Here is a 22,052-nt window from a genome sequence, read left to right on the forward strand (position 1 = left end):
ATTGTCAATCCTTAATATTATTTTACCAAGTTGACACGGAATTTCTAACACTCCCAAGTTTATTCATTAATCTTGATTTTTTTTCAATAAAAAAACCATTTTTATATGTATATATTCCTCTATATTTTGATATAAAATAAACTATTTTACTAACATCATCATTTTGCAGTAATAATTTTATATCATCAAAATTGAGATTTAACTGAGTTAATTGATAAAAAAGATTACAGATATACCATTTATTGGGTTCTTTATATCGTAAATTTTTATAAATCTTAAGGATTATTAAGTTTTGTTTATCATACCTAGTTCTAAAAAAATATTTATTTTCAATTAATGCAATTATTAATTCTAGAATCTTAATCACTAAATTCATATTACTATTCCTAAATAACTTTACTTCAAAACTTATGACACTTCAAATATACAAAGGAATACACGAAAACTGGTAAGCTTTTTCATTAAATTTATTTATACCAAAACTTTTGGCACTAACACGTCTAATGGGATGTGAAGCTTCGCTGAGAGTTGTGCTATCATTGATAAAGAGAGTCCAATTTTACGGTTCAACACTTCAGAGACTTTGCTTTTACTCCCAATCATTGGAACCAAATCTTTTTGTTTAAGACCCAACTCTTCCATGCGGTATTTGATGGCTTCTATGGGGTCTGGCGTAGCGATTGCCCAGTGTTTTTCTTCGTATTTTTCGATTAAGAGGGCTAAGATTTCAAGCTCATCACTCTGTGGTGTTCCCATGTTTGGATCTTGTTCCATCAAAACATCAACACGCTCAAGTGCTTTTTCATAATCCATTTCGGTTTTTATAGGTTGAATGTTCATTTTAAATTTCCTCTGCATTGATTTTACTGTATTCACTGTGTGTTCCAACAAATTTAACCCGTACGATTTTTCGATTATAGTCGATATGCACGATCAAGCGGAAGTCATTGCCTTTGATGTTAAACACAACACGATTATCATGCAAAAAAGAGGCACTCGCATAATCATGCTTGATCTGCTCGCTATTTTCCCACTGAGCCTTACGCACATCTGCATGCCAAACTTCCAGAGGAATTTTTGCTTGTGCGTGTTTTTCATAAAACTGAACCAATGTTTTTTTGCTGATGATATTCATAGAGTGAGTATAATGCTTGTTCCTTTAAAAGGAACTTAATGAGGGATTTAAAATTTACGAGAAGAAATGCAAGGGAAAATCCCTTGCATAAAACACAAAAGTCTCGAAAGACTTCTGTAAAGAAACAATTAACGTTTAGAAAATTGTGGGCTACGACGAGCTTTTTTCTTACCGTATTTTTTACGCTCAACGATTCTTGAGTCACGAGTCAATAAACCAAATGGTTTAAGGATTGCTCTAAAGTCAGCGTCCATTGCTGAAAGTGCTTTAGAAATACCATGACGAAGTGCGTCAGCTTGAGCTGAATAACCGCCACCTTGAGTCGATGCTACAATGTCAAAGCTTGCTTCTTGTTTTGTAAGAGCAAGGGGCTGACGAACACGTTTTTTAATGGTCTCATGACCACCAAGCCACGCTTCAAAATCAACGCCATTAACAGTGATTGTACCTTTACCAGGTGCACTTACCCATACTTTAGCGATAGCTGTTTTTCTTTTACCAGTTGCGTATACTTTTGCCATATTACTTTACCTCTGCTTTAACTTGCGCTGTATGTGGATGCTCATTACCAGCATAAACTTTTAGCTTTTTGATCATCTCTTTAGCAAGATTTGTTTTTGGTAACATGCCTCTTACTGCAAGTCTATACAATTTCGCTGGGTTGTTAGTTAATAGATCACCTAATTTTTCAGTTTTAACACTACCGAAATATCCTGTGTGTCTGTGATACAATTTTGTGTCTAGTTTTGTTCCACTAAACTCTACTTTTTCCGCATTGATGATGATAACAAAGTCACCACAATCAACATTAGGTGTAAAGTAAGGTTTATGTTTTCCTCTAAGCAGTGTTGCTACTTCTGTAAGGACTTTACCAAATCTCTTACCAGCAGCATCCACTACGATCCAGTCGCGTTTAACTTCGCTTGGCTTAATCGCTTGTGTAGCTTTCATTTGTCATAACCTTTGACGTATTTATTTAACGAAGTGCAAGTGTAATAAAAATATACTTATATACAGCTTAAATTAAGTATATTATAAGCTTTTGACGAGTTCAATACCTTCGCTTTGCAAATAGCAAATATACGCACTCACAGGAAGATTATAAATCTGTGAAAGAGCCTCTTGATAAAGCTTCACTTGGGCGTGATGTTTTGCACTTTGTTTTTTTGAACTTTTATAATCAATCACAATAATTTTATCGGGAAATTCTAGCAAAAGATCGATCTGTTTGCGCTCTTTTTGATAGATAATAGGTTGTTCTTTTAAGACATTTGCACCCTGAATCAACTCTAAAAAAGCTTGACACGTAACCAGTTTTTCAGCTCTTTGATAAATCGCTTGCAAGGTTGATGTATCTAACAAAGGTGCAAAACGGTTTTGAAGCGCAATATACGCACGCTTCAATGCAGGCTCATCAAAACTGTCCAACATTTCCAACATATAGTGCTGTGCAATCCCAAATGTAATAGAAGCAATTTCTACGCTTTCACCCTCTTCTTCAGGCGTACTGGAAACCTCTTGTGCACCATAGCGCTTTGGCATATACACACACATGGCAGTTTCCAAGAGAGGTATTTCTTTCGTGGAAACCCCAATCATCCCACGCTCTGTAGTGTTCAAATCCAACATCGCAAATGCACTGTTTTGCGCTTTGGCACAGACAAACAAAGAGCGTTTGGCTCTTGTAAACGCCACATATAAGGCATTGAGACGATCTTCATACGACAAAATACCTTCATTTTCTTTGGCTTTTGCGTATGCTCCATCAACCGATTCACGTCCTGACATTGTGAGGTACAACCCTTTGATGTCTACTTCATCGTAGCTAAATAAAAGCGTATCGCTTCGGTTATTGTCACGACTCAGACGGTCGCATACGATGACGTGCTCAAACTCTAGACCTTTAGATTTATGTACGGTTAAAACACGCAAACCATCCACATCTTCACTTTTGGCCTCATCACTCAGATCATCCAATGCAAATAAAAAGCTCTCAATCTCCTCGTAACGACTAGCGACTTCAAGGAAACTCAGCACATCGGCACTGCCATCAAACAAGCCATAGGTTTTGATAATTTTTTCGACCAAAACAAGTGGCGTTGCGTCCAAGTTCCAGCCACTTTTAGAAAGTGGGGTATCCCATACCATGCCACACTGAACAAGAAACACTGCTTTATAAAGTTCATCGCCAAAATAGAGGTATTTGAGTAGCGAAATGATGGCTTTGATAGAGCGCACTTCGATAAGTTTTAACGTTGCTTCAAGTCTTACATGCAAAGTAGGAAACTGCTCTTGTACCAATGCTTTAAAGACTTTGGCATCTTTGTTCGTGTGCACTAAAAGGGCAATATCTTTAGGCTTGACACCCTCTTTTAAAAGCATTCCAATCGCCTCTAAAACAGAAGTTTCAATCTCTTCTTCGATACGAACATTAATGTACCCCTCACCCGTGGCTTTGGCAACCTTTTGGGGCTCATACCCTTTGATTTTAGAGGTAAAGATTTCATTGACAAACGACACTACCTGCTCGGTACTGCGGTAGTTCGTATCAAGCGCATTGACATCTAAATGCAAACTTTTTTTGGCATACCCAAATAGCTCTTTAGCCCCACCCCTAAAACGGTAGATCGATTGCTTCACGTCACCCACAAAAAAGAGTGTTTTAAAATCCTTCACACCCTGCCCTGCACGTATCTCTTCGATGAGTGGCAGAAGAATCTGATACTGCACGATGCTCGTGTCTTGAAACTCATCGATCAGTAGATGCTCTATCACGCCATCAAGACGAAAATAGAGAAAATCTTTGCTGATCTCTTGGCGCAAAAGGGTGTAAAGCAGATTGGTTACGTCATCAAAACGAAGCTCACCGTATTCGCCCATTAAGCTTCTCAGGCTCTCGTCGTACACCGAAAAAAGCTTGCCTAGTTGACCTAGAAAGTACGCCTCTTTAGCATTGACATGTTCGTTTAAAGCCTGTTTGAGTTCTCGTAAAAGCACATCAGTGGTCTCATTGGCATACTTTTTATAGTCCCAATACCCAAAGTCTTCACGCTCCAGATACTTTTTAGAAAGCAGATCGCCCAGCGTCTCCACTTTAAGTGTTGCAAGCCCACGTACGGAGAGTCCACTTTGCTCAAAATAATCTCGTATCTGCCCTAAAATATCCAAACACGGTTTTAAAGAAGGGTAGTGCCCTTCCGCCAGTGTGCTGATGTCAAGCTCTGATTTTTTCTGATAGAGCATGTCCAAGAGGCTAAACAGATCACCCAGTTTTTTATCTTCATTGATGCTAAAAGCAATGAGGGCATTGTAAAGGTTTTTACTTTTGCACCCTTTGATGAAACGCTCCACCAGTTCTTCACCCAGTCCATTTTGTCCTACTTTGAAGTCGGGTTGCAACCCTACATGTAATGCAAAATGGCGCAAAATGAGCGAAAAGAAAGAATCCAGTGTCGAGATTTTGATATCAGCTTGAAGCAAGCTTTGCATCACACGCTCTTTCTCAAAGAGTAACGTCTCTTTTGACTTGCCTGTCTGCACAGCAATCGCTTCTAACTCATCTTTGTCTTCTAAGTGTTTAAGCGTCTCAAAAATACGCGTTTTCATCTCTGCGGCAGATTTGTTGGTAAAGGTGAGCGCAACGATCTTTTGTGGATTTGCCCCCATAAAGAGAAGTGAGAGATAGCGAACGCTCAGCGCAAACGTTTTACCACTGCCTGCACTGGCTTCCAACGCTAAATAAGGACTTAAATTCATATCTGCCCCTCCCTTCCGCATAAGAGCACATAGGGGCAAAGCCTGCAATGCTTGATCTCCTCGCACAGCTCATACCCATTGATCGGTTTGGAGAACTCTTGTAACTTACCATGCAAAAGCGCTTTTTTCTCTTCCAAGAAGTTTTCAGCTACTAAAACACCCTCTTTAAGATCGTAATAATAAACGCCACCAACTTTACCCAAAGTGCTCGCAATGCGCTCGTAAAAGACCAGCTGAAAATCTGTGGTGCTTTCAAGTGAGCGCTCACTTGTCGTTGGCACTTTACCACTTTTATAGTCGATGACAAACAACTCGGCCTCTTTTTGGTCGATGCGGTCAATCTGCCCCTCTAACATAAAACCTTCATAAGGAACTTTATGCGCAAACTCTTTTTGAAACACCTGAAAACCTTCATCAAATCGCGCAACCTCATTGTGTATAAACGGGCGAAGTTTTTGAAGCCAGACATCCACAAAATAACCCCATACTTCATGCCTATTTTGTTCTTTTAACAGCGTTTCTATTTTGGCATAGAGGCTCTTTTCATCCCTGAGTGCCTCATCACAGATCGCCTCTTCTAGGGCTTTATGCAATACAATACCAATGGTTTGTTCATCAATTTGACTGCTTGGCATCTTCGCCTCTTTGAGCTTTTGGACATAGCGAAAATAAAACTGGCGTTTACAGGTAAGCAGTGTTTTTAGTTTTGTGGCCGATAATGGGAACGCTTTAAGATCATAAGGTGCATCAATAAAAGAAAGCTCATAAAGATTTTTAGGTGCATTGACTTCAAAGAGTAGCGGTTGCAGTGCTTTTTCATCTGCCATAACAGTTGTGCTAAAGCCAAGCTCATCCAAAAAGCGCGAAGGCATACTCGTCTCATTTTTCACATAAGCAATAGCGATTTTCTGCGCCTTTGAAAAGAGCTGATGGTAATAATAACGTTGTAAATTTTCGCGATCTCTTTTTGTTGGAAGCCCTGCATGTGCACGTACCGCTGAGGAGAGAAAGAGATCTTTTTGGCTTCTTTTAGGTACAAACTCATCGTTAAAATCTAAAACGATCACCCCTTTGTATGCCACACCACGAGTTTCTAACACACCCAATACCGTCACCTTTCCACCTCTAACATCGTCTTGGCTTAAAACAGAGAGGCGGTTTAAAAAGAGCTTGGTAATTTGTTCAAAACGAAGGGAGGGTGCGTATTTTAAAAAATGTGTAAAAGCAAAAAAGGCTTCTTTAAAAAGAGGGTTTTGCTGCTCTTTTGTATCCAGCGAAAGGAGTTTATCAAAGAAATTCATAGCCACTTCTGCACTGACTTTTTGGTGCCATATCTCTTTACAGGTAACCATCATTTCAGGCTCAATTTTAAGGCGAACAAGACGTAGGTGGTCTTCGATTTCGTCATTGCGCATCGCTTTTTCAATGGCACTGAGTTTCTGATAAAAATAGCTTTGCTTGAGACTTATGCCCATTGCGAAGTTAAGATTATGCCACGTATCAAATGGGCGCAACACATCGGCAAACCTCTCATCAGGTAAAACCACCACGATCTCCTCTGGTCTTAACCCCTCTTCCACAAACTGAGCAATGGTACTTTGCACATAACCCATCTGCGCTAAACGCGAAGCAAAACCATAAACTTGAACATCCTGCTCGGCAATACATTGAGGCGCTACATGCAAAATCTCTTTCGTAGAAAGGTTGAGCTCATACGTGCAATGGGGTTCCAACGTCATACCAAGTTCTGCAAAGAGTGTTACCATCTTTTGATTGTAAGGACTGATGCTAATTGTTACATGTAAAGGAATAATTGTTGCGATTTGACTCAACAATCCCACCTCAAAACGACTCAAAAAACCCTCCAGATGAATGCGTACAGCACCCAATGATAAAATATACTCACAATTGAGTTCATAGCATTCAGGAAGCGTTATACGGTCATACAAACCTTGCTTAGATAAAAGTGCTTTATAGTGTTTTAGAAGTGTTTGCAAAACGTCAAGATGTTCCACGTAATGCTCATACGTATCGGCACCCACCAGTGCTTCCAGTGCCACTTTCTCATGGCTTAGCTCTTCAAAAAAGTGAAAAAGATAACTTGAGTTTTTCAAAAATGTAAAAAATTCACGCTCAATGTAGAGAAGTTCAAACTTCGTAAAACGTGATGCTTCTTGCATGAGAAGCACACGCATATCTTCATCCACCAACGAATGGTGTGGAACAAGCACGGCTTTTTGCTCTAACTCTGCAATCGTTATGGCTTTGGGAAGAAGGGTGTTAGCATCTAAAAAAGTATCGTAAAAAGAGCGCACAGCCCTACTGGTTGCAAAAACTTCTAACATAAACACCACCCTTTTTTAATAAAAGGATTATAACAAAGCAAAGATTTAAGAAGGATTTTTATATCAAAATGAAAGAAAAAAATGGCTTAGGCACTTTTTAAAAAGTGCCTAAAAAGAGTTTATTGTGCAGCGTAAGCTTCGTTTTTGTGATAACCTTTAAATTCGCCAATATCGATTTTACTCAAAATTTGCCATCTGCCAGGTTTACTGATCTCAAAGGGACCAAACGTGTAATTACCATTTTCAACTTTAGAAGGGGACAACTGTTTGTTCTCTTTGTTACTATCAGGACGCGAAAGCATCAACAGAACATTCGCATCCTTGACAGGTGCACCACTCTTATCGGTCAATGTGAGGGTAATGCTATTTTGTCCCATTTCAAATTTTTCGGTCGAATACGTGAGGTCAAACTTTGCGTTAAACTTTTCTTGAAGTTCCAAAATGCTGTTGATTGAATGATCTACTTTTTGGTATTTTTCCATATAAAAAGTATCCATTTCTACAGGATTATCAATAGCAATTTTAATGGTAAAACCGCACGCAATAACACAGCCTATAATCATTCCTACAACCACATAAGGGTAGTATGTGTGTTCACTTTTAGCTTTTTGCACGACTTTTAATCCTTTTATAAATGATAAGTACTACAACAACAACCATAAAACCATAAATCAACAATCTCACAAGATTGATCGTTGTTCTATTAGCATTACCGATAGAACTCTCTAGCTCAATTTTACGATACTGTGCAATCTCTTCAACAAGTTCAGCATACCCATTAAGCAAAGCAGGACTTACACTGACCTCATTTTTCTTAGAAGTTAGCAATGGAATAATTGTCCCTTTCCATGGCAATGGGGAAAGAAGCGCTTCTCTATCAAACTCTTTTTCGAGCCCAGAAGAAGCATAAACATCTACTTTTTGTTCTGCTTTAAAAAGAGTTAAAAGTGCGTAAGGAGGGGTTAGATTTTTGACAAAGTTTTGCTCATAAGTGAGAATATTCTCTTCACCTTTTTGTTTTGCAATTAAAATGACTTTGACACCCGTTTTAGCAAAGAGTTCACTTCCCATTTCTTCGATCTTTTGAGCTGTTTTCTCTTCTAAAACGTCATCATAAACAACAAAATCTTTGGCAAAAACCAAAACCGGAAGCAATGCAATAAAGCAAAGAAGCCAGAGCTTCTTTGCTTTGTCATGTAATAAGGTATTCATTAACCGATGAACAAGTGGTGAGAAGTTAATACTGCCCACGCTGTAATTCCGGCAATGACAACTAAACCAAGAACAATAATTTTATCCATATTTTCAGCCATCTTATGCCCCTTATTTCGCTATAGTTTTTTGATTCGCATTGGCAGCATCTTTCATTTGAAGTGCTTGCGGATCAGTAATCTTATAAGGTTTATCAGCAACTGCTTGTTGTGCCTTTAATCCAAAGAATGTTAGCGTCCCAAGGATAGAAAGCAATAATACAACTGCAATCAACATTCCAGATATACCATTAAGTCCAAATATGTTTCGATTTGTATTTTCCATTGAGCTGTCCTTATTTCGCTAAAGAGCTGACGTACGCGCCAACCGCTGCTTTTTGAACATTGGTTAAACGACCATCATTGAATTTAGGCATATTACCAATAAATCCTTTTTTGCCCGTTCCAAGAACATTGACAACGAATTTTGCATCGCCATAAACACTTAAGTCTGGAGCACTTCCTGCCATGCCTTTACCATCTTCACCATGGCACGCTGCACATGTTGCCCATAGAGCTTTACCACTTTCTACGAGTGCTGGATTTTTGCTCTTTTTAACAACAGATACTTCTTGCATAACATACGCTGCAACTGCTTTTGCACTATCAACATCCAAAAGCCCCGCAGGCATCTCACCCAATGGATAATCTGAACCTTTAGCTCCGTTAACGATAGATGCAACAATTGCTTCTTCATTACCCCATTTACCTAGGTTTGCAGCCTTAGCCTTCATACCATCGCCTGTTACACCATGACATGGTGCACATTGTACTAAGAAAACACCCTCACCCATACTCATAAGTGTTGCTTTGTCAGGATTTGCAAATTTGCTCTCAAATTTTGTATTGAAGCTCTTTACTTCTTGATTGTATTCACCCAATTGTGAATAACTACCAAGAGGGTAGCCTGCTAAGAAATACCATGCTGCCCATACGATAGTTCCCACGAAAGAAAGTGCCCAACCAATAGGGAGTGCGTTTTTATATTCGCCGATGCCATCCCAATTCTCTTTTGCTAATTCTCCACTACCTTTATCGGTTTTCATCTGTTTCAAATACTTACCAATAACAAAAGCACTGAGAATTAAAATTGCTGCTGCACCAAGCAATGATAACGCGTTTACATTGTCATTCAGCCAATTCATTTATTGCTCCTCTTTATTCTTTCTCTTTGTTTGATGGAGTACGGGATTCAATTGGAGTATCATCAATTTTATCGTTTAATGCGATATTTCCGTACTGCTCATAATTTCGCGTACCTTTTTTTTCAGCCTTGTAAAGATGATATAAATAACTGTACATCATCACGACTAAAAAAATTGTTGCTCCCACATAAGCATAAGCTTGAATCTCTCTAATTGTTTCCATACTCACCGTGAACACCTTATTTTAAGCTATTGAGATAAGCAATTAATGCCACAATCTCTTTGATCTCGCCACGTTTAAATGCCTCTTTTACCTCTTGGCTTTTCATATCTGCAACAATAAGTGCAGCTTCTGCCATAACTGCTTTTTTAGCTTCGTCATGGGTACCAAGTTTAGGCATATCAGGTTGATCGTAAGGCGTATTAAATACTTTTTTCACGGTCAATGCTTCTGCATATGCGGTATCAATATCAGCAGTGTTTTTAAACATATGTTTGTATGCTGGCATAATGGAACCAGGCACAACACTGATAGGATCAGACATATGGTATTCATGCCAATCACTTGTTCTATAGTTTCCAACTCTCATTAAGTCAGGACCTGTTCTTTTAGAACCCCAAAGGAATGGTCTATCGTATGCATACTCGCCACTAAGTGAATACATACCATAACGATCTGTCTCAGATTTAAATGGACGAACCAATTGTGAATGACACGCATTACAGCTGTCTTTAATATAAACTTGACGACCTGCAAGTTCTAGGACTGTATACGGTTTTGTACCTACTACGGGACGTGCTGTCTCCATAAAGTCAGGTAAAATTGTTACAACACCTGCATAAGCAATCACCAAAAACACACCTACCGCAAAAAAGAATGGGTTTCTTTCTAACCAATGAAACATTATCCTATCCTCCTTTTACGCTGCCATAGGTGAAGCATTTTGAGGCTCAGACTCAATTGCTTTACTTGCAGTCATAGTTTTATACATATTGTAAGTGAAAATGAAGAAACCGATAAGATACAATAAGCCACCCGTTGCACGAATTGCATAATATGGAATAAGTACCGTTACCGTGTCGATAAATGAGTAAGCAAGGTTACCGAATTGGTCTGTTGCTCTCCACATCATACCTTGAGTAATACCTGCAATCCACATACTTGAGAAGTACAAGACGATACCCGTTGTTTGAATCCAGAATTGTGCTTCGATCAATTTTTTACTGTAAATTTCACGTTTAAACATACGTGGTGCCATATGGAACAATGCTGCCATTGTCATAAAGCCTACCCAACCAAGAGTACCATCATGAACGTGTCCTGGAATCCAGTCTGTAAAGTGCGCAAGTGCATTGACAGATTTGATAGATAAAATTGGACCTTCAAGTGTACTAAACATATAGAATGTTGAAGCAAAAATCATCAATTTAACCAATGGATTCTCTTTAAGTTGACCCCATTGTCCTTTCATGGTAAGCAAGATGTTAATCGCACTACCCCATGATGGAAGAATCAAGATAATTGAGAAGATTGATCCCATTGTTTGTACCCAATCAGGTACGGTTGAATAAATAAGGTGGTGTCCGCCTGCCCAAAGGTAAACAAACATTAGACCCCAGAAAGAAAGCAGTGAAAGTTTATAAGAGAAAACGGGTTGACCAGATTCTTTTGGTAAGAAGTAATAGATCATCGCAATAATAGGCACTGTGAAAATAAATGCTACCGCGTTATGGCCATACCACCATTGAACCATTGCATCATTACTTCCTGCATACATTGAAACAGAGTGATACCATTTTCCTGTACCTGCAACAAAATAAGTTGGAACTTCCATATTATTGAAAAGGTATAACATAGCAACACCCAAGAAGGTTGCAATAAAATACCACATAGAGATATAAAGTGTTTTTTCACGTCTGATACCAATCAAACCAAAAATACTCAAACCCCAAAGTACCCAGACAACAACGACAAGAATATCCAAAGGCCATTCAAGTTCTGCATACTCTTTAGAAGTAGAGATACCCATAAAAAGGGTAACAACTGCTATAACCATTAAGATCATGTAAAGCCAGAAATGAAGCTTACCAATAATCATCAAAAATGGTGATTCTGCCATCGAAACCTTGAGTACTCTTTGCCCAATATAGTACCATGCTGCAAAGATTCCGCTTAGTAAGAATCCAAAAATTACTCCTGAAGTGTGTAATGGTCTTAAACGACTGTAAGTACCATATTCACCCGCCAAGTAATTCAACTCAGGGAAAGCCATTTGATAAGCGATAACCACGCCTATTAACATACCAACGATACCAAAAAGGATCGCTGAGTAGGTAAAACATTTGGCTACTGAATAGTCATAGTTCAATGCATCTCTAGCCTGCATCAATTCCTCCTACTTGTGTTTTTATGTCACAAAAATATCACATAATGTAAGAATTATAGTGCAGCAAATCTACAACGAAGCTTAAGAAGATTAAATTTGTGTTAAATGAAAATAATTAAGGAAAATTTAAAAATAGAAGAAACAAGAACGATGAAATTATCGTTCTTGCGTATTGATTTTATAGCCAAGACCCGGGATATTTTTGATAAATTCTTTATCAGTTTTTTCGCGTACACGTTTAATAAAGGTACGTATGGCTGAATCTGTTACTTTTTTGTTTGTCCAAACATACTTTTTTATCTCTTCATGCAATACAAACACACCTAGGTTTTTGACTAAAATTGAGATAAAAAGTAACTCTTTTTTGGTTAAAAAAATTGTTTGACTTTCTTTCACTAAAACTCTACGACTTTTATCAAATTGATACCCATACCCTAGTTCTACAACATCACTTTGATCAAGCATCTCTTTAGAAACCAACTTAAGTGTTCTGAGGAGCTCATCAGGATCGATAGGTTTAATAAGGTATTTATCAATACCCACATCAATGGCTTCAAGCAATCTTTCTTTTTCACTAAATGCACTTAAAATAACAACAGGAGTCTGTTTTGAGATATGCTTAATCTCTTTTGCCATCATTAAACCATCCATTACAGGCATCATAATGTCTGTAATAACGATATCGGGTTTGTATTTTTTAAATTTTTTTAGTCCATCATCACCATCGCGAGCAACAATAAACTTAGCAAACTCATCGCCTATAGCACTTTCTAAGGCGTTTCTTAAATCTTCTTCATCCTCGACAAACAAAACCGTCAATTTTGCCAATCCACTCATAGCTCTTCCTTTTCACTCAATTCTGCTGGTATTGTTATAGTGAAACAGACGCCATCATTGCAATTTTGTGCAACAATAAATCCCTTCATGCTATTGTTGATAATCATTTTACTCATATAAAGCCCCAAGCCAGTGCCTGCACTTGCATGTTTTGTTGTAAAATAAGGCTCAAAAATCTTATCTATAATAGCTTCGTCAATTCCACCAGCATTATCGCAGACTTTAATTATAGCATCTCCTTGCTCAGATGTGTCAATTTCAATATAAATTAATCTATTTTTTAGTTTATTGTGGCAAAAAGCATCAATCGTATTATTGATTAAATTAATAAGAACTTGTGAAAATTCATTAAAATACCCTTGAATCGGAACATCATTTTTGATATCCATGCGCACTTCAACCTCATTTTTTTCAAGTGTTCCACGCATAATATCAATCGCTTCTTTGGCAACAAGACTCAAAGTAAAATGTTCACTTTGACGATCAGGACTAAAAAAATGACGAAAATCTTCAATCGTCTCCGACATTTTAGTAATGATTTTTTTTGCATGAGAATAACTGTCTTCAAACTCTATATCTTGACCATCATTTTGGCGTTTGTAGAGTTTATTCATCTTATACAGTGTAATGTTAAGTTCTGAAAGAGGCTGTCTCCATTGATGTGCAATGTTGGCTATCATCTCACCCATTGATGCAAGGCGTGACTGTTGAAATAAAAAACGATCTTTTTCACGGTTTTTTTCAACCTCTTCCAAAACGCGCTCTTCTAATGTTTGATTGAGTTCCATCAAGGCTTTTGTCTGCTCTTTAACTCTGCGCTCTAACGTTTGATTAAGTTCTTCTAACTCTTCATCTTTGGCTATAACGGCTTCATTCAGGCGTACACTCTCTGTCACATCATACCGAATGGCAATAAACTCTTCGATATCTCCATTTTCATTTAAAATAGGAAAAACAGTTGTGTTGACATAAAAGGTACTTCCATCTTTAGCAAGATTTTTAACGGTTGATTTGTAAGTTTTTTTTTGAAGAATTGTTTGCCAAAGTTGCTTAAATGTCGAAGCGGGCACATCAGGATGTCTTACAATGTTATGATTTTTGCCTACTAATTCTTCTTTACTGTAGCCAGAAATCTTACAAAATTCATCATTAACAAAGGTGATAATCCCGAAAATATCAGTTTTAGAGATAATATTACTACTCTCAATAGCACTTTGGTATTGCTCTAATTTCATGCAATTGCCGCACTGTAACCAAGATACGCCATATAAATGCCATAGCCTACAATGATAAATGAAGCAATTTTAATCATAACCTCACGAAAACCACTTCCTTTTAAAAACCCAACAACAAATCCAAGTCCTAGCATTGCAGGCATAGTTGCTAAACCAAACATCAGCATGGTTAGACCACCACCCAAAAATGACCCCGATGTTGCAGCTGCTGCCAAAAAGAAATAGACTAACCCGCAAGGTAAAAAGCCATTTAAAAGCCCCAGTCCATAAAAGCTAGCAATTGTTTTAGAATGAATCAATGTAGAAAAAAGTTTTTTAATGAAAGGATTAAAAGCAATGGTTGACTCTAAGGAGGTGAGAAATTTGATTTTTCCCATCATCGAAAATCCCATAAGAACCATGAGTATGCCAATAAAAAAATAAAAATAACCATTAATATGAGATGAAAAAGTAAAAACACTTCCAAGGGTTCCAAAAATCATGCCCAACAAAGTGTAAGAGCTGATTCGGCCTAGATTGTATGTGAGATGGCAAAAAAACTGTTGCAATGAAGTAGAGGACGCGTCAATTTTAGCGCTACTGTACGCCATGACAAACCCTCCACACATACCGATGCAATGCCCTAAACTTCCTAAAAATGCAACACTAATGATTGCTGTAATGTCGATGGCGTTAATGGCATTGCTCCATTTATTTAAAGTTCTTACAGAACTCTTAACACGCCTTCAAAGCAAACCTTTGAAAGCTACGCTAACGCTAAGTTTTCCTAGGCGGAAAGCCCGCGCACCTTTGGCGCTTTACTTTTTTTCAAAAAGGTTTTTACAACCTGTTGGCAAACTCTTGAAATATATATTTGCTCTCATGTGGTCCAGGGCTTGCTTCTGGGTGATGTTGCACTGAAAAAATCGGCGAATCATTGTACTCCAATCCTTCAATGGTATTGTCAAACAAGTTGATATGTGTCACTTTTGCAATAGAGCACACAGACTCTGGAACATTGTAGTTGTGGTTTTGAGCTGTAATTTCTACCACGTTTGTTTTGGTGTTTTTAACAGGATGATTTCCCCCGTGTTGTCCAAATTTGAGTTTATATGTTGGATGGCCATGTGCAATAGAAAGCAATTGATGACCCAAACAGATCGCAAATATAGGCATTTTTGCTTCAATCAATTTTGTAATTTGCGCTGCTTCTTTCTTAAGAATAAGAGGATCTCCTGGACCATTAGACAAAAAGAGTCCACTAATCTCACCATTTTTATAGCGCTTTATGACATCATCCGCATTGAAGTCATGAGGGATAACTTCGACTTCAAGTCCTGTCGCACACAATTCATTTAAGATATTTCTTTTAATACCAAAGTCAACTGCAAGCACTTTTTTACCTAGGCTATGGGTTGCTTTTTCATAAGATTGGGTATCGGCATTCCAAACACTACTTGTGTGCAAATAGGGCTTAGTTGTGCCTACTTTTTCAATGTAATTTACTTCTTCAATACGAGGACTTGCTTTTAACATCGCTTTGAGTTTTTCAGGATCACTCACTTCTGTTGATGCGATCATCATTTTGGGGCCAGAATCACGAATCATTTTCGTTAAATAGCGTGTATCAATATCGCAGATACCCATACTTTGGTGCTCTTTTAGAAATGTTGGTAAAGCTTCTGTCGATCTAAAGTTTGAAGGCATGACATTGAGACTTCGAACAAACATTCCACTGGCATGAACTGTTTTACTTTCCATATCGTCATCGTTGGTTCCAACAATACCAATTTCAGGCATTGTAAAGACAATGAATTGTCCCGCATAACTCGGATCACTCATAATCTCTTGGTACCCACTCATGGAGGTATTAAAAACGATCTCGCCTGTTTGTGAACCTTCAAAGCCAAAACTTTTTGCTTCTAAAAAAACGCCATTTTCAAGATAAATCCATACAGGTTTTAACATCATACTAACATTCCTCTTCTTCTTAACTCTTCTTCATAGAGCTTTTCAAAAATTAAATCATACTCTTCTGAGCCAGGAACTAATGTTCGTTTATAATTTCCAATTTTATCAGCTACATCATTTTCAATTTCTTGAAAATGCGCAATGTATGTCTCAATCGCTGTATAAACAACATTTTTGACACGGTTTTCTGTCACATTGTATTCAATAAGACCTGTTTTCCAGCATGTCTCTAAAATTTTATGTGCAATTTCATTGTATCTGTCTTCGTACGACAGAATAACACCAAACTCCTTGGCAAGTTTTTTCTTGATCAACCAGAACATATTTCTGCGGTCAACCCTTTGAAACTCCATCTCATCTTCATTTTGATCTAAAATCTCTGTAACACGCTCTTCTAGCGCAGTCTCTTGTTTAATATCGGCAACAATCAAATCCTCTGCGACTTTTACAATAGGCTCTAGGCCTTTAAGCATGGTAATGAATCCACAATTTAAAATATCGATCGCTATTTTATTGGCAATATAAGGGGCATGAGGCAATCTGATTTTCATCCATAAACCTTACTTCTGAATTTTCACACATTTTATCTAAAGTAAGGTAAATATCTGTTTAGAGCAAGTGTTGAGAGAGGTTTGTCACTCTTTTGTTTGATTATTCTCTACAAAAGGTGGACCTTTTTTGAGTTGTTGCGTAATTTCAGAGGCGACTTGTGGATTCATCTTTGCCATGATTTGTGAGACTTTTTTAGCAGGCAAGCCAAACATAATTGCAGCACCTTCATGAATAGGAAGTTTTTCAACAATGGCAGCAGCAGCGGCGTCTTTCATTTTAATGTATGTTTCGTCTAACTTATCGCCTTTTTTTGCTTGGACTTGATCTAAAAGTTTTTTATTTTCTTCCAGCATTTGAGCAATCTGCTTTTCTTTTTCTTCAAGTTCTTGCTTTGTTTTTGCAATACTGTTTTCTTTCTCTTTGAGCGCATTTTTTTGTTTTTCAAACAATGCATTTGTGGCAGCTTTGAGTGCTTCAAAAGATTGACGCGCTTCATCTATCTTTTCTACTTCACGTAAGAGTTCTCCCTTGCGTTCTTCAAAGACTTTCGTACAATCAATGGTATCTGCACACAATAATGTACCTACAAGTAAAATCCACATACGCTTCATTATTTACCTTTTTGACTTATTTGCCCTGCAAATAACATCGTTGATATTTCGTCTAAATAGAGCTGTTCTTCACGTTTGATTTTATCCATTATGGCTTGGAGCTCTTGCTCTTCAAGGTATTTAATTTTTTCATACTCAATGTGCGCTTTTTGATAGTCACTTTGAAGTTGCTTTGTAGTGCGTTTGACCACAAATAGCTCTTGCTCACAACGTTTTTTTTCACGACCTAAAATACTTTTTTGCTCATTGACCATCAAAAGAACTGAAATTATGCCTTCTTTTGGCATCTCGACCGCAGCAATCTCTTTATATAAAGCGTCAATCTTATGGGTAAGCATACGCTCTTTATTTTGACTTTTCATCAATTCTCTTTCAATTGCATCACGTTTTTGTTTACGAATTTTTGCTATTTTTGAGAATTGACTTTTCATAATATGAGAACCTTTACATGTAAAGATTTAGAAACACCCTATGGCTACCATTCAGAACGGAGGAGAGTAAGAAGAGTCTTAGACTCTTCTTATAATATAATGGTATCGTTTCTATCTGGGCTTGTTGAGACAAGTCCAATTTTTGTACCCGTTAAGACTTCAAGACGTTTGAGATAAGATTTAGCAGTATCGGGTAAATCTTCAAATTTACGACACCCCACAACACTTTCCCAACCTGGAAGTTCTTCATAAATTGGTATTACATTGTCCAAATCTTCGGGTAATGTCTCGACACGTTTACCATTAATCTCATAAGCAACGCACACTTTAATAGTCTCAAATCCATCAAGAACATCAAGTTTCATAATAGAAAGATCATCACAACCATTAATACGACTAGCATATCGACAAGCAACAGCATCAAACCAGCCACAACGACGAGCACGTCCAGTAGAAGTACCGTATTCATGGCCTTTTTCACGAAGTTGATCGCCTTCTGTTCCAAAATCTTCTGTTGGGAAAGGACCATTTCCAACACGGGTACAATACGCTTTAACAATACCGGTTACCTTACCAATATCTTTTGGATTAAGTCCAAGTCCTACACATGCCCCCGCACTAATAGTATTTGAGCTCGTGACAAAAGGATAAGTACCATGGTCAATATCGAGCATAGTACCTTGAGCACCCTCTAGCAAGACTTTTTTATTCTCATCCAAACATGACCATACCATATGCGTGGTATCTGTCAAGAATGGTAAAAGAGCTTTGGCATAACCGTCTAACTCTTTTTTCAATGTTTCAAAATTAGGTGTTACAATTCCTAGAGCGCTAAAAAGAGCTCTGTTTTCATCGTAAAATTCAACTAAAGACAGGGCAAGTTTGTTGGTATCGCGAAGCTCGCCCAAACGGTGTCCACTACGCTCAATTTTACTACCGTAACTTGGTCCAATACCACGTCCTGTTGTACCAATGGCTTTCGCCCCTCGTAGTTTTTCTTTGGCTTGATCAATTAAAATGTGGTGATTAAGGATCATGTGCGCTTTATCACTCACAAAAAGGCGACCTTCAAGTTTATCAAACTGTGCCATCTCTTTAATAAGTGCCTCAGGAGAAACAACGACACCGTTACCAATGACATTCAATGCTTTTGGATTTAAAATACCAGAAGGGATCAAGTGAAGTGCATAACGTACACCATCAACCCAGATCGTATGACCTGCGTTATGTCCACCTTGATAACGGCACACGACATCGTAATGTTGCGCTAAAAGATCAACGATCTTGCCTTTTCCCTCATCACCCCATTGAATTCCTACGATCATATCAGCTTTCATTTTATTGTCCATCTCTTTTGATTAGTATTTCGATTAGATCATCTGTGTAAAGACCAAAACCGCTTGAGCCAATGCCCTCACAGTCATAACTTCCACCAACACCCAGTGTAGAGTTTTTATGAATAAATCTAAAAAATAGTGCATTATAATAGCGCATTTTCACATAATAGAGCGGCGAAAAGACGACATTATCGTATGCAATATGAGCAGAAAGTGCTTTGAGTTTTTTAAGTTCAACTTGAAGAACATCTGGAACCTCGGGGATCACGGCTTCCAACTCTTGCAATGTTTGTAAACAGGTCAATTTTGTCAACCATGGAATATCCAAAGCAAGCAGTTTTTGAAGCTCGCCTTTTTCAAAGATTTTGAGGTCTAAGTTCAACATTGCAGAGAGAATCTTAGGGATATTAATATTGCTTACATGCAAAAGTGGTTTGAGTGAAAATTTTTCAAAAATCGACAAACTGGTCGCAATACTCAAAGCCAGATTGTCTTCGCCAATCAGCTCTGCACCAATTTGATGCACTTCGTGGCTTGGATAACGAAAAACAGGTTGAATGTAAAACCATTTAGAATGATTTGTACTTCGCCCAACACGTTTGGTACTTAAGCGTACCACGTCCATCGTACTATCCGCTCTGAGAGAGACAATATGATTCTGCTCATCCGAAAAACGTAACAACTCTTTTTCGTCAATACTTTTATGCTGATGATAAGAGAAAAAAGGTGTCACGATCTCTTCAAAACCAGCATTGTATAAAAGCTCACTTGCCACATTTTCAAGCTTACGCTTTAACTTGGCACTCTCTCCAAAATAAAGCTTACTGCCTGTGGGTATCTCGTGCTCATAAATCATTATCAACCTTGGTAAAATTCTTGGGTAAATACCCTATTGGCAGTTCCATCATACGCTCTCTTGCCCAGTTCTGCCAAAGCAAGCTCAACCGCATTAAGCGCCCAAGCTGTCTCATACACATTGACAAGTCCCATATGATTGATTCTAAACAGGGTATCTTTGATATGGTCTTGCCCACCCGCCATATTCACGCCGTATTTTGTTTTTAAAATTTTGCGGATTTTGCTCGCATCATCATGCAACACTGCGCTCATCGCACGTGCAGGCACTTTTGGATAGATGTGAAGTCCAAGAGCTTGCAGTGCTTTGTTGGTTGCTTCTGCTCTTTTTGCCGTATCGGCATAAAGTTTATCCAGTCCACCCTCAGCATCAATAAGTTCACACATAGCCACAAGACCGATAACTAAAGTTGTCGCAGCTGTCCATGCCGTAGTGTTTTTACGTTGGTTTTTAAGCTCTGTTTTGAGATTAAAATAATAGCCTACGCCTCCATTTTCAATGGTCTCTAACGCTTGAGCATTAAGCCCAATAAACGCAAGTCCAGGAGGAAGCATTAAGGCTTTTTGGCTTCCAGAAATAAGTGCATCAATATGGGTGGTATCGACTTTTTCAACACCCACAGCGGTAATGCCATCGGCAATCACCATAATGTTGGCTCGAACCGCTTTAACTGCTTTTGCTACCGCTTCAACAGGATGACGAAGTCCACCTGCACTCTCGCACACTTGCATACACACAGCATCAATGCTTGGATCATTTTTGACAAGCTCTACAATCGCATCCACACTCACAGGTGTGTCCCACTCATTTTTTATTTCGACAAATGGTTTGTTGTAAGCAGCACAAATCTTGCCAAAACGCTCACCAAATTTGCCCGAATTGACGACAATCGCTTTACTTTGACACAAATGAAGCACACACGCTTCCATTGCTCCAGTTCCACTGCTTGCTAGCATTAAAACTTCTTCCATATTAAAAAGCTTTTTCAAATAGCCTCTTGCTTGCTCAAAAATAGCCTCAAACTCAGGTGTTCTATGGTGAATGGTTGGTGTACCCATTGCCATACGCACAGCTTCAGGAACAGGAGTTGGTCCTGGTGTCAAAAGTAACATAAGAGATCCTCATGGTGTATAGTTTTGAGTGCGATTGTAACAAAATCTTGCTTGTTGTTTCTTTAGTAGCCGGCTTCTCTCTTCGAGCTTCACATTTACAGGTAAAAAGTCTTTTGAAAGTCGTTTTCCTATTTTAAACTTACATAAATAATGTAATCTAAAAGCAACAGCTTTTTGTTATCATCTCATAGTGTATTCTTTAATATAAAGAATCCTACTCAATCTCAAGGAGAAAACGCATGTCGTTTAAAGCCAAAATTATCGTGACAATCTCGGTCTTAATGTTTCTAAGTTTGGGCATATTTAGTCTGTTTAGTTACATAGATACTAAGAAAAACAGTGTTGTGCAAATTGAAGCCAGCCTTCAAATGGCATCGCGCGCCTTAACAGATTATATTGACCTGTGGGTCTCTTCTAAAAAAAGTGGTGTCGCTGGCGCTGCACGTTCTTTAAGCAATAGTCATACAATGGATGATGCTGACTTGGAAGCCAAACTTAAAGAGATGAGTAAAACATTTGATGCGATGGAATCTTACGCTGGTTTTGAAGATGGCAAAATGATTTACGGCAGTGGTAAGAAAAAAGCCGATGGGTACGATCCAAGAGCAAGAGGTTGGTATAAGCAAGCTAAAAGCGAGGGAAAAGTTGGTATAACCGATGCCTATGTTGGGGCAACAGCTAAAGTCCTTATGGTGACTGTTATGGCACCTATTATGAAAAATGGGGCGATGATCGGTGTTGTTGGTATTGATCTTCCATTGGAAACTTTGGTAAAAGCAGTAGGCGATGTCAATTTTAACGGTGGGTACGGAATACTTCTCGATACCAAGAAAATGATTGTTGCACATCCTAATAAAGAACTCCTTGGTACAGAATCAACACTCAATAAAGAATTTAAAGATAAAAAAGAAGGATTTATTGAGTATGACTTCCAAGGTGCCAATAAAATTTTTGCGTTTAAAGTATCGACTGAGACAGGCTGGACACCTGGAATTACCTTTGATAAGGAAACGGCTTATGCCTTTTTAACTGCGCAAATTAAAGACTTAATGCTTATGGGTCTTGTAATGCTCATCCTCTCGATCGGAATCATGATCGTGCTGATTAAAGCAC

General features: G+C 38.2%; 25 protein-coding genes. 1 reads left to right on the plus strand and 24 read right to left on the minus strand.

Annotated elements, in window-relative coordinates; translation table 11 throughout:
- Positions 1-22: 22 nt before the first annotated feature.
- From V7Q04_RS12915 to V7Q04_RS13035, 24 genes are all read right to left on the minus strand, one after another.
- A complete protein-coding gene (locus V7Q04_RS12915; protein ID WP_333805613.1) occupies positions 23-376 on the minus strand; it encodes a hypothetical protein in 354 nt (117 codons plus the stop codon).
- A gap of 95 nt (positions 377-471) precedes the next feature.
- Positions 472-840, minus strand: a complete 369-nt coding sequence (locus tag V7Q04_RS12920; RefSeq protein WP_333805614.1) for a helix-turn-helix domain-containing protein — start codon at positions 838-840, stop codon at positions 472-474.
- Between the two features lies 1 nt (position 841).
- The gene (locus V7Q04_RS12925; protein WP_333805615.1) at positions 842-1,135 is read right to left on the minus strand and encodes a type II toxin-antitoxin system HigB family toxin; all 294 of its coding nucleotides are present in this window, start codon (positions 1,133-1,135) and stop codon (positions 842-844) included.
- Between the two features lie 128 nt (positions 1,136-1,263).
- The gene (gene rpsI, locus V7Q04_RS12930; protein ID WP_333805616.1) at positions 1,264-1,656 is read right to left on the minus strand and encodes a 30S ribosomal protein S9; all 393 of its coding nucleotides are present in this window, start codon (positions 1,654-1,656) and stop codon (positions 1,264-1,266) included.
- Position 1,657: 1 nt separating this feature from the next.
- Complete coding sequence (gene rplM / locus V7Q04_RS12935) at positions 1,658-2,086, minus strand: 50S ribosomal protein L13 (protein ID WP_333805618.1); 429 nt, start codon at positions 2,084-2,086, stop codon at positions 1,658-1,660.
- An 81-nt stretch (positions 2,087-2,167) separates the two neighbouring features.
- Positions 2,168-4,891 (minus strand): RecB-like helicase, encoded by a 2,724-nt coding sequence (locus V7Q04_RS12940; protein WP_333805619.1) that lies wholly within the window; start codon positions 4,889-4,891, stop codon positions 2,168-2,170.
- A complete protein-coding gene (locus tag V7Q04_RS12945) occupies positions 4,888-7,236 on the minus strand; it encodes a PD-(D/E)XK nuclease family protein (protein WP_333805620.1) in 2,349 nt (782 codons plus the stop codon). Before V7Q04_RS12945 ends, V7Q04_RS12940 begins: the two co-directional genes overlap by 4 nt.
- 119 nt (positions 7,237-7,355) lie before the next feature.
- Positions 7,356-7,850 (minus strand): FixH family protein, encoded by a 495-nt coding sequence (locus V7Q04_RS12950; RefSeq protein WP_333805621.1) that lies wholly within the window; start codon positions 7,848-7,850, stop codon positions 7,356-7,358.
- Positions 7,837-8,448: a TPM domain-containing protein gene (locus tag V7Q04_RS12955; protein ID WP_333805622.1), complete on the minus strand. Its 612-nt coding sequence runs from the start codon at positions 8,446-8,448 to the stop codon at positions 7,837-7,839. The genes V7Q04_RS12950 and V7Q04_RS12955 overlap by 14 nt, the downstream gene beginning before the upstream one ends.
- 111 nt (positions 8,449-8,559) lie before the next feature.
- A complete protein-coding gene (locus V7Q04_RS12965; protein ID WP_333805624.1) occupies positions 8,560-8,772 on the minus strand; it encodes a DUF4006 family protein in 213 nt (70 codons plus the stop codon).
- A 10-nt stretch (positions 8,773-8,782) separates the two neighbouring features.
- A complete protein-coding gene (locus tag V7Q04_RS12970) occupies positions 8,783-9,631 on the minus strand; it encodes a c-type cytochrome (protein WP_333805625.1) in 849 nt (282 codons plus the stop codon).
- Between the two features lie 13 nt (positions 9,632-9,644).
- Positions 9,645-9,854 carry a cytochrome c oxidase, cbb3-type, CcoQ subunit gene (locus V7Q04_RS12975; RefSeq protein WP_443070044.1) on the minus strand — a complete coding sequence of 70 codons (210 nt, stop codon included), beginning with the start codon at positions 9,852-9,854 and terminating at the stop codon, positions 9,645-9,647.
- A 16-nt stretch (positions 9,855-9,870) separates the two neighbouring features.
- The gene (gene ccoO, locus V7Q04_RS12980; protein ID WP_333805627.1) at positions 9,871-10,536 is read right to left on the minus strand and encodes a cytochrome-c oxidase, cbb3-type subunit II; all 666 of its coding nucleotides are present in this window, start codon (positions 10,534-10,536) and stop codon (positions 9,871-9,873) included.
- Between the two features lie 15 nt (positions 10,537-10,551).
- A complete protein-coding gene (ccoN, locus tag V7Q04_RS12985) occupies positions 10,552-12,018 on the minus strand; it encodes a cytochrome-c oxidase, cbb3-type subunit I (protein ID WP_333805629.1) in 1,467 nt (488 codons plus the stop codon).
- A gap of 156 nt (positions 12,019-12,174) precedes the next feature.
- On the minus strand, positions 12,175-12,855 hold the full coding sequence (locus V7Q04_RS12990; protein ID WP_333805631.1) for a response regulator transcription factor: 681 nt from the start codon (positions 12,853-12,855) through the stop codon (positions 12,175-12,177).
- Positions 12,852-14,090, minus strand: coding sequence for a PAS domain-containing sensor histidine kinase (locus V7Q04_RS12995; protein ID WP_333805632.1), 1,239 nt, complete (start codon positions 14,088-14,090; stop codon positions 12,852-12,854). Before V7Q04_RS12995 ends, V7Q04_RS12990 begins: the two co-directional genes overlap by 4 nt.
- On the minus strand, positions 14,087-14,767 hold the full coding sequence (locus V7Q04_RS13000; RefSeq protein ID WP_333805643.1) for a sulfite exporter TauE/SafE family protein: 681 nt from the start codon (positions 14,765-14,767) through the stop codon (positions 14,087-14,089). Before V7Q04_RS13000 ends, V7Q04_RS12995 begins: the two co-directional genes overlap by 4 nt.
- Before the next feature lie 142 nt (positions 14,768-14,909).
- Positions 14,910-16,040 carry a glutamine-hydrolyzing carbamoyl-phosphate synthase small subunit gene (gene carA, locus V7Q04_RS13005; protein WP_333805633.1) on the minus strand — a complete coding sequence of 377 codons (1,131 nt, stop codon included), beginning with the start codon at positions 16,038-16,040 and terminating at the stop codon, positions 14,910-14,912.
- The gene (locus tag V7Q04_RS13010; RefSeq protein WP_333805634.1) at positions 16,037-16,591 is read right to left on the minus strand and encodes a DUF507 family protein; all 555 of its coding nucleotides are present in this window, start codon (positions 16,589-16,591) and stop codon (positions 16,037-16,039) included. The genes carA and V7Q04_RS13010 overlap by 4 nt, the downstream gene beginning before the upstream one ends.
- A gap of 84 nt (positions 16,592-16,675) precedes the next feature.
- Positions 16,676-17,203: a MotE family protein gene (locus V7Q04_RS13015; protein WP_333805636.1), complete on the minus strand. Its 528-nt coding sequence runs from the start codon at positions 17,201-17,203 to the stop codon at positions 16,676-16,678.
- Positions 17,203-17,634 carry a flagellar export protein FliJ gene (locus V7Q04_RS13020; RefSeq protein ID WP_333805637.1) on the minus strand — a complete coding sequence of 144 codons (432 nt, stop codon included), beginning with the start codon at positions 17,632-17,634 and terminating at the stop codon, positions 17,203-17,205. Before V7Q04_RS13020 ends, V7Q04_RS13015 begins: the two co-directional genes overlap by 1 nt.
- Positions 17,635-17,723: 89 nt before the next feature.
- Entirely contained in the window at positions 17,724-18,971 is a 1,248-nt protein-coding gene (locus tag V7Q04_RS13025) for an adenylosuccinate synthase (protein WP_333805638.1), read from the minus strand.
- Position 18,972: 1 nt separating this feature from the next.
- Positions 18,973-19,827: an ATP phosphoribosyltransferase regulatory subunit gene (locus tag V7Q04_RS13030; protein ID WP_333805639.1), complete on the minus strand. Its 855-nt coding sequence runs from the start codon at positions 19,825-19,827 to the stop codon at positions 18,973-18,975.
- Positions 19,828-19,829: 2 nt separating this feature from the next.
- A complete protein-coding gene (locus V7Q04_RS13035; protein ID WP_333805640.1) occupies positions 19,830-20,939 on the minus strand; it encodes a pyridoxal-phosphate-dependent aminotransferase family protein in 1,110 nt (369 codons plus the stop codon).
- 239 nt (positions 20,940-21,178) lie between these two features.
- Between V7Q04_RS13035 and V7Q04_RS13040 the strand changes: the two genes are divergently transcribed.
- Positions 21,179-22,052, plus strand: an 874-nt coding sequence (locus tag V7Q04_RS13040) for a PDC sensor domain-containing protein (RefSeq protein ID WP_333805642.1), incomplete at its 3' end; no start/stop codon positions are given.

The sequence above is a fragment of the Sulfurospirillum sp. genome (assembly GCF_036802865.1).
Taxonomy (GTDB): Bacteria; Campylobacterota; Campylobacteria; order Campylobacterales; family Sulfurospirillaceae; genus Sulfurospirillum.